Annotated in this window: 7 protein-coding genes; all 7 read right to left on the bottom strand. The window is 49.0% G+C overall.

All coding sequences use genetic code 11. The annotated features are described in order from the left end of the window. Window positions 1-129 precede the first annotated feature (129 nt). Window positions 130-576, bottom strand: coding sequence for an HD-GYP domain-containing protein (locus L1N85_RS23005; RefSeq protein WP_235241389.1), 447 nt, complete (start codon window positions 574-576; stop codon window positions 130-132). Continuing rightward, entirely contained in the window at window positions 569-2,038 is a 1,470-nt protein-coding gene (locus tag L1N85_RS23000; protein WP_235241388.1) for a methyl-accepting chemotaxis protein, read from the bottom strand. The genes L1N85_RS23005 and L1N85_RS23000 overlap by 8 nt, the downstream gene beginning before the upstream one ends. A 170-nt stretch (window positions 2,039-2,208) precedes the next feature. Further along, window positions 2,209-2,937 (bottom strand): twin-arginine translocase subunit TatC, encoded by a 729-nt coding sequence (tatC, locus tag L1N85_RS22995; RefSeq protein WP_407946551.1) that lies wholly within the window; start codon window positions 2,935-2,937, stop codon window positions 2,209-2,211. Between the two features lie 14 nt (window positions 2,938-2,951). Further along, entirely contained in the window at window positions 2,952-3,179 is a 228-nt protein-coding gene (gene tatA, locus L1N85_RS22990; RefSeq protein WP_235241386.1) for a twin-arginine translocase TatA/TatE family subunit, read from the bottom strand. 28 nt (window positions 3,180-3,207) lie between these two features. Beyond that, the gene (locus L1N85_RS22985) at window positions 3,208-4,026 is read right to left on the bottom strand and encodes an ABC transporter ATP-binding protein (RefSeq protein WP_235241385.1); all 819 of its coding nucleotides are present in this window, start codon (window positions 4,024-4,026) and stop codon (window positions 3,208-3,210) included. A gap of 4 nt (window positions 4,027-4,030) precedes the next feature. Beyond that, window positions 4,031-4,885 carry a nitrate ABC transporter permease gene (gene ntrB, locus L1N85_RS22980; protein WP_235241384.1) on the bottom strand — a complete coding sequence of 285 codons (855 nt, stop codon included), beginning with the start codon at window positions 4,883-4,885 and terminating at the stop codon, window positions 4,031-4,033. 4 nt (window positions 4,886-4,889) lie between these two features. Next, window positions 4,890-6,146, bottom strand: a complete 1,257-nt coding sequence (locus L1N85_RS22975; RefSeq protein WP_268818438.1) for a CmpA/NrtA family ABC transporter substrate-binding protein — start codon at window positions 6,144-6,146, stop codon at window positions 4,890-4,892. Between the last annotated feature and the right edge of the window lie 93 nt (window positions 6,147-6,239).

Here is a 6,239-nt window from a genome sequence, read left to right as displayed (position 1 = left end):
ATCACCCCCTCACCCAAATTATAGCACATATGTTCGCATTCATAAACCAAAAAGAAATCGATTCATCTCCCCCTTACTATGTTGAAGAGGGAGTCTCCTCGACTGAGATGATAAAATTGCTCCACCACCTTAGACCCCGCCCAATAACTTATTGAACGGGTCGACGGGCTTAAGAATATTGAATGAAACGACGGGATGCCGTTTGATTTCCATAAATTCCTCGCTGGTCAAAGGACCGCTTTTGAGTAAAATAGAGTCTTGGATGCCGATTTTCCCGATATCGTGAAAAAGAGCAGCCAAGCGCACTTGCTCGCACTTGGATGAGGATAAGCCCATACTCTTGGCAATTTCCCAGGACATTTCGCTAACGCGCCGGGAATGACCCAGGGTGTATGGATCCTTTACTTCTAAAGCGTTATTTAACGCTTCTACAAAACCCACCACCAGCTGTTGATTTGCGATCACCTGATCATCCAAATCAAGCTTGGTATCGGACAACTGCTTAATCACTTTTAAAAATTCTTTTTCTTTCTTTACCAAATCTCTTTGAAACAAGGAAAACAAGTAGTTATTCATCCCCGTCAGTCTCCATCCATTCATTGGCGATATCCAATGCCCGCTTGAAACGTTCTCTGCCTTTATTGATTAGACCCTGCTTGGCTTTATCATACTCGGCTTCCAGCATCCATTTGGCATTTTGATCTTTCACCACGCTGAATTCCTGCCATGCGCTTCTCAAAGAGTCATAATATGCCTTATTACTCTTGTCGGTCGATTTCTCCCCGAGATGCTGAAAGCATGCTGCCAGCTCACTCTCCATCGCTGCTTTTTCCCGATGCCAGTAGCGAATTTGCTCAGCGTCCCGCGAGTCAATCATAGACACCATGACGGATCGAATACCCAAAGAACATTCCACCCATCGGTCCAATTCCTTCTGCAGAGGATGGGACTCGCTTCGGGAAGGAAGCTTAAACTGAGATACGATCGAACGCAGCGACAGGCTGCTGCGCGTGGCTTCCCGAATATCCTCGTTTATTTGCAAAATATTATCCTGCTGAATTTCGGTCGAAGCGAGTACTTCTTCACACCCCGCAGCAACCTCCTCGATCATAGCTGACGTTTGATTGAGGGAATCGGCGATGGAGAAGCTGCTTTCCGTAATGACCCCAAACCGGCCATCCACTTCCTTCATTTGGATCAGAATGCGGCCGAGGAACGTTTCCATTTCCTCATATTTGTTTACGGACGCCTCCATCGTCTGTACGCCTACGCCCACTGCCTCTTGCATGCTGTCGATTCCTGCTTTTAAACCTTGAGCGTTGCCCGTTACCCACTGGATCTGCTCATTAATGCTCAGGGTAGCCTGTTTCGTCTGAATCGCCAGCTTCGAAATTTCGCTGGCAACAACTGCGAAGCCTTTTCCCTGTTCGCCTGCTCGCGCCGCTTCAATATTCGCATTCAAAGCGAGCAGTTGCGTTTGGCCCGAGATTTCCTCAATCAGCCGGACAATATCTGTAATTTGACCGAGCGCTTTATTTAATTCGTTCATCCCTTCATGAATTCCCGCGCTTTCATTAGATATCCGGTTCATTTGCTCCTTCGTGGATATCATTTCTTGTTTGCCGGCAGCGACTTCTTCCGAAAAGCCCAGCGACACCTGAACCAACGAGGCATTATTTTCGCCTGCATCCTTTAGAACAACGTGAATTTGAGCCATGTCATCCGCCATCTTCTGGGCATACTCTGATGTATCCTGCATGCCGACCGCAATTTCCCGGATTGTGGATGTGACTCCTTCCACATGCTCGGTAATCAGTTCGGATTTAGACCTCATATCTACCATTTTTTTGTCCAAATGTTTGGATGATCGATCCACCAAACGAATCAAAGCCTTTAAACTGCTTATCGTTTTTTTGAGCGCAACCATTAACAAATGATCTCTGCCGTTGGATAACAGATTCATACTAAAGTCGCCAACTGCCATTTTCGCCAAATGCTCTTCCATCCAGCGACTTGTAAAAGACCGGAACAGCTTCATCCAATATTCCCCCATAGTGTTCGCTTCACAACCGCAATGCAAAAAACCTTGCAAACCTTTTTAAGCCAGACAAAAAACGTTTTGTCTATCAGCTTGATCAAAAGGTTATACAAGGCCCCATTGCCCAAGACAGCATTAACAGCACTGTGAATACCACCGTATTTTGTTTCTTAACTTTGAGTTAGACTCAATTTGGTTTGCTTACGTTTTACCCATGCAGATAACAGGATACTGATTTCATACAGCAATAACATTGGCAACATGATGAGCACATCGGACAAAAAATCGGGAGGCGACAATACAACCGATAAAACGATAAGTATAAAGTACGCATATTTCCGCGATTTTCTTAACTGCTGCGGGTTAAGCAGTCCAAGGCGCGTCAAAAACATGACAACTGCCGGAAGTTCAAATACGACAGCTATGGGAACCGTTAGTCTAAACAAGAAAGTAAAATATCCGGTCACGGTATACATGGTTTGAAACTGGCTTTCTGCGAGCCCCGTCAAAAAAGACATGACCATTGGAAAGATGATGAAGAAACTAAAACACAACCCGATGATAAATAAGAAGAACAAACCGGGAATAAACGCAAGCGTAGCTTTTTTTTCATCCTCCGTCATCGCCGGTGCCATGAATCCCCACAATTGATAGGAGAGTAATGGAATCGTCAACGCCAGCGCAGAAATAGCGGAAATTGCCATATTTACCCAGATCACATCGCCCGGACTGAGAATCGTTAATTGTTGGTCGATATCCTTTATAAGATATTGATAAATATCCTTCACGAACAAAAAAGAAAGGAGAAAGAATACAAGAAAGCCAACGCCGCTAATGATAATACGTTTACGAAGTTCTTCAAGGTGCTCAACCAGTGGCAATGACTTCTTCTGATTCATCATATGTCACTCCCTCAACTCTTTGTACCATCCGCTTTCTTGGACACTACAACTAAGTTAGACGTCTGTCCTTCTGTTTCCTTTTCTTCAAGACTCTGGGTAATCTCACGCGCTCCTTTTTTAAACTCCGATAATGTTCTTCCGAAAGCACTGCCAATCTCAGGCAGCTTGCGCGGACCAAAGATGACCAACGCAATAATGAGTATTATAATCAGTCCTGGAATCCCGATGTTCCCAATCATAGTGTTTCCCCCTCAAAATGTGATATCCTCACCTGCTAATGACCGGGCTGCCGTGAAGATACTCAAGCAGCTCCTCTTTCAACTCGTTATAAACGGGATCGTGGAGTACGTCGCGCCGAACACGCGGACGTTTAATCGGGACGTTAATGATCGTCTCTATTGTTGCCGAAGGACCGTTGGTCATCACCACGATACGGTCGGATAAAAAGATCGCTTCATCAATATCGTGGGTCACCATGATGACGGTATCCGTACCGCTGTTCGGACCGCCATCTACGCTGCTGTCTTCCGTCGGCTTCATCAGGGTAACAAGCTCATCCTGAAGGGTTGCCCTTGTAAGTGCGTCCAGCGCGCCAAAGGGCTCGTCGAGCAGTAGCACCTGCGGGCCAACCGCGAAAGCACGTGCAATGGCCGCGCGCTGCTTCATTCCGCCGGATATCTCGTCAGGGCGCTTATGCCGATGATTCCACAATCCGACCACGGTGAGATAACGCTCGACGATCGCCTTCTTTTCATCCTTTGAACGATCCCGGAAGACAGCGTCAACCACCTCGTAGACGTTTTCCCATACCGAGAACCATGGCAAGAGAGAGTAGTTCTGAAAGACGACGCCCCGGTCGGGGCCTGGACCGGTAACAGGCGCCCCGTCAAGGATAACCTGACCGGTCGTTGCCTTCTCCAATCCGGCGACGATATTGAGAATTGTCGATTTACCGCATCCCGAGTGTCCGATCAAGGAGACAAACTCGCCTCTTTCGATAGATAAGTTGATATTTTGCAGTACCTGGAAATCGCCCTTCTTGGTTGAATACACTTTACTCATATTCTCAATTTCCAAATAGGACATGCCATCACCCTCCATATTTGAATCGTTGCTCAATGTAATAAAAGACTCGGTCCAAAAGGAGACCTACTAAACCGATGAGCACAATCGCAGCGATGACCCGTTCCACGCTGAGAGCGTTCCAGCTATCCCAGACGAAGAAACCGATGCCGGTTCCGCCTGAAAGCATTTCTGCAGCGACGATGACCATCCAGGCGATTCCAAGGCTCAGCCGCAGGCCCGTGAGGATATGGGGAAGCGTGTAGGGAAACAGCACCTTCGTCAGGTACTTCCATTTCGAAAAACGGAAGACGGCAGCGACGTTTCGGTGGTCCTTCGGGATCGACGAAACTCCAAATGCTGTATTCACGACCGTCGGCCAGAGCGAAGTGATGAAGATAATAAAGATCGTGGCCGGTCCGACCGACTGAAATGCTGCCAATCCAATGGGAAACCAGGCGAGCGGCGACACCGGTCTCAGCACTTGGACGATCGGATCGAAGAGCTTCCTGCAGAACGGCACCGCACCCATAACGATCCCAAGCGGCACCGCGACGATCGCGCCCAATAGAAATCCGGCGAACACCCGCTGCAACGAAGCTGTAAACTGGAGCGCAATCCCTTTATCATTCGGTCCATAATTATAAAACGGATTAGATATGAGTTCCCAGAAGATACCTAATGTAATAACAGGACCAGGAAGAACTTGGCCCGAGAGCCGACTCGCCACCTCCCACAACAGAATGAGGAGCGCCATGCTCCCGACCAAGTAACCGGATTTGCGCAAAACGTTCATCAGGCCGTTCATCCAGTGGGAGGGCAGAGCGAGGCGCCTCGCCGATAACACCGTGCGATTGACACTCTGTTCCATTTGCTCACTCATCAGATCAACCTCCGTATTGTTTTAGCGATCCAACCGGATCGCTTGGGTCAAACGCAGCGCCATCCAATTTGAGTTGGAACGGCTTCATATCGTCGTCGGGAAGGGAGATCCCCATTTCGCCTGCGACTTCGCGGTACAGGTCCTTCATGATCAGCTTGTCGGCAATCTTCTCGTACTCCGGGTGTTGATCCAGAAATCCGAACCGTACATACTGGGCCATAAAGAACATGGCATGGGACTTGCGCGGCAAGTTCACGCTGCCGTCCTTGTGAAAGAGCATGTAGTCATCCGTGTAGACATGTTCGCCCAAGCCGGCGCCGAGATCGTACTTGCCGAGCAGGCGATTCTCGATCGTTTCTGCCGGAGCGTTGACGTAGGCCTGATGGCCGATCACCTTGGCAGCCTCTTTGCGGTTATCCAAATTGTCGAGCCATTTCGATGCCTCCAGGACAGCCTTCATGACGGCCTTCACCTCTTCGGTTTGGGAACTCCAAGCCTTGTTGAGAACGAGAGCCTTTTCGGGGTGATCCTTCCAGATATCCTGAGAGGAGATGTGGGTGAATCCTATATTCTCGCGGACACCGACTCCGTTCCAAGGCTCACCCACCGAGTAACCGTCCATGTTGCCCACCTTCATGTTGGCCACCATCTGCGGCGGCGGGATCGTGATGATCTTCAGCTTGGTCTGATCGACTCCGGCCGCACCCAACCAGTAGCGAAGCCATAAATCATGCGTTCCCCCGGGGAAGGTCATGGCGAAAGTCGTCTCGCGCCCTGCCATTATCTTTTCGATGGCGGATTTGGCCGCCTTCAAGTCCCGAAAGCCGGCTTGACTGAACTTATTGGCGAGTGTAATGGCCTGCCCATTCGCATTAAGTACCATAGCGATTGGCAGCTCGGTGCCGGCAGCGCCGCCGACCCCTGTGTATACGGAGAACGGCATTCCGAAGAGGCAGTGCGCCGCATTCAGGTCGCCGGAAATTAATTTGTCACGTACCGCGGCCCATGAAGCTTCCTTGGTGACATCCACATCCACGCCGTACTTCTCAAAGAGGCCGAGTTCTTTGGCCATGACGACCGAAGCGCAATCTGTCAGAGGGATAAAGCCGATTTTGATTTTATTTTTCTTCGTTGCGGCCCCGTCGTTACTGCTGCTGCTGCTGCTGCTGTTGCTGCTGCATGCCGCAAGGAGTGTACTCGGCAAGATCAATGCTGCAGCGCCTGCAAGGGTCGACTTTTTCAAAAATTCTCGTCTCGACATCGAATCTTTCATCGGATTCCCTCCCTCTTGTTAACATTATTTTTGAACATGCATAAAACTAATGATTTCATTTGCCTTGTTCCCAATAAAACC

Source organism: Paenibacillus alkaliterrae (assembly GCF_021532375.1).
Classification (GTDB): domain Bacteria; phylum Bacillota; class Bacilli; order Paenibacillales; family Paenibacillaceae; genus Pristimantibacillus; species Pristimantibacillus alkaliterrae.
Note: the sequence above shows the minus strand (reverse complement) of the source record. Positions and strands in the feature narration are given on the sequence as shown.